This window comes from Planktothrix sp. FACHB-1355, from assembly GCF_014748295.1.
GTDB lineage: Bacteria > Cyanobacteriota > Cyanobacteriia > Cyanobacteriales > Aerosakkonemataceae > Aerosakkonema > Aerosakkonema funiforme_A.
In genome coordinates, this window is the sequence record NZ_JACJUP010001075.1 from 1 (window position 1) to 2,431 (window position 2,431).

2 protein-coding genes and 1 pseudogene are annotated in these 2,431 nt (G+C 45.7%); all 3 read left to right on the top strand.

Features of this window, described 5'->3' with window-relative positions; genetic code table 11:
• A pseudogene (locus H6S82_RS29155) lies at window positions 1–204 on the top strand (hypothetical protein); the annotation flags it as partial.
• Between the two features lie 142 nt (window positions 205–346).
• Window positions 347–1,567, top strand: coding sequence for a BMP family ABC transporter substrate-binding protein (locus H6S82_RS29160; RefSeq protein WP_190471853.1), 1,221 nt, complete (start codon window positions 347–349; stop codon window positions 1,565–1,567).
• Window positions 1,568–1,727: 160 nt separating this feature from the next.
• On the top strand, window positions 1,728–2,431 hold a 704-nt coding region (locus H6S82_RS29165), incomplete at its 3' end, for an ABC transporter permease (protein WP_191057172.1).

Genomic DNA, 2,431 nt, shown 5'->3' on the forward strand with positions numbered 1-2,431 from the left:
GTTTGGGCTGTTCCCACATCTGGCATCTGCACAATTTTACAGCAAGAACCCCCCGGATTGTGCATCGGCAAAGTGCGTTTGGCAGATGGCCAAGAAGTACTGGGCGTTTTAGGCGAATCGCTTCTTTGTGAAGGTAAGCGGGAAATTACCCAGTGGGGTGGCTGGCGTGCTTATATAGGTGATTTAGGCAAGGATAAAGCATAACTTGTGTGCCAAATGTATTGCAAAGTACAAAAATCTATGTAATACAGTGATTAGATTGACTGGTCAACCGATTGATGTCATCTGTCTTAGAGCAGAACTTAATATAGAAATACATTTACCCCTGTCAAAGGAGGGCTAGAAAGTGAGTATCAGACGCCCATTTAACTTAAATCGTCGTCAAGTCATACGCGGTATTTTAGCTACAACAGCTTTTGGAGTGAGTTCGCGTCTTTGGACTGGATGTACCCCAAACACACCATCGAATCCCACAAGTCCAGCAAGCTCAACTAATTCGACTTCAAGTACAGGTTCAACTGGGGCTGTCAAACAAATAACAATGGGATTTATTTATGTAGGCCCCAAAGACGATTATGGATACAACCAAGCCCACGCGCTAGGAAAAGAGGGAGTTGCAAAATTACCTTGGGTAAAAACTGTAGAGCAAGCCAACGTTCCCGAAACTACAGAAGTACAGGAAGCGATGCGGAACATGATCGAACAGGACGGTTGTACAGTCTTGTTTCCGACATCTTTTGGTTACTTCGATCCGCATATCTTGAAACTTGCCCAAGAATATCCCGAAGTACAATTCTTCCACTGCGGCGGACTCTACGAAGAAGGAAAACACCCGAAAAATGTGGGCAGTTACTATGGCTATATTGATGAAGCGCAGTACATCGCAGGAATTGTTGCCGCGTCCACGAGTAAAACTGGCAAATTAGGATTCGTCGCTGCCAAACCCATCCCGCAACTAATCCGAAATATCAACAGTTTTACTTTAGGCGCACGCAGCGTTAATCCTAAAGTTACAACTCAAGTTATCTTCACAGGTGACTGGTCTTTGCCTGTTAAAGAAGCCGAAGCTGCTAATAGCATGATCGACCAAGGAGTTGATGTGCTGACTTGTCACGTAGACAGTCCCAAAGTGGTGATGGAAACTGCGGAAAAACGGGGTGTTTTCTGTAGCGGTTACCATGCGAATCAAGCAAATCTCGCTCCTAAAGGATATCTTACCGGTGCGGAGTGGGATTGGACAAATGTCTATTCCAAATATGCAGAAATGATTCGCGATGGCAAAACTTTGATGAACGGAGGAATCCCGCATCTGGTGCGTGGTGGTTTGAAGGATGGTTTTTGTAAACTTTCAGACTACGGTCAAGCTGTTAGCGAAGCGGCGAAGAAGGAAGCAGAGGCAGCTAAAGCGAAGTTTATGGATGGCAGTATGGTAATTTATAAAGGAGAAATTAAAGATAATACAGGAAAAACAAAGATCGCTTCAGCGAAGGAGTACAAACAGCAAGACCCGGAATTGGAAAAGATGAATTGGCTGGTAGAAGGCGTGATTGGTAGTACTAGCAGTTAGGTAAGTCAAAAGTCAAAAGTCAAAAGGCAAAAGTCAAAAGTCAAAAGGCAAAAGTCAAAAGGCAAAAGTCAAAAGTCAAAAGTCAAAAGTCAAAAGAAAAAAGGGCGAAGGGCTGGGGGTTAGTGCGTCAAAGTTAAATTTGAATAAGAAAAGCTAGATTATGGCGATCGCACAAAGTTGGCGAACAACGTTAGAAAAAATTTGCATTCCGGTAGCAGCGTTGGCGATTTCGCTGCTAATATTCGGTGTGTTTTGTGCGGCATCGGGTGCTAATCCCTTTGCCGTATACGCCTCAATTTATAAGGCAGCTTTTGGCAATTGGTATTCGTTCCAGAACACGTTAATTCGGGCCGCGCCTTTGATGCTGAGTTCCCTGTGTACGGCGTTACCTGCGCGTTTGGGTTTGGTAATCATCGGTAATGAAGGGGCGATCGTTATCGGTGGTTTATCTGCTGTAGCTACAGGGCTGGCGATGCAGGGTACTGGGCCTTTTGTCGTGCAGTTGGCGATGGCTTTGGCAGGACTTATTGCTGGTGGTTTGTGGATTGCCGCTGTTGGGGCCTTACGCCATTACCGAGGCGTTAACGAAACGATTAGCAGCTTGTTGTTGAATTATATTGCGATCGCACTCCTCAACCACATGGTTGGTGGGCCAATGCGCGACCCCAGCAGTCTCAACAAGCCCTCCAGCTACCCAATTCCCGATGCCGATATGTTGGGAAATATACCGGGATCTCGCGTTCATTACGGTTTAATTTACGGGATTATTGCTTGCGCGATCGCTTACTTCCTCATTCAGCGTACCACTTTTGGGTTTGCTACCAGAACAGTTGGCGGTAATATTCGGGCTGCCAAAATCGCTGG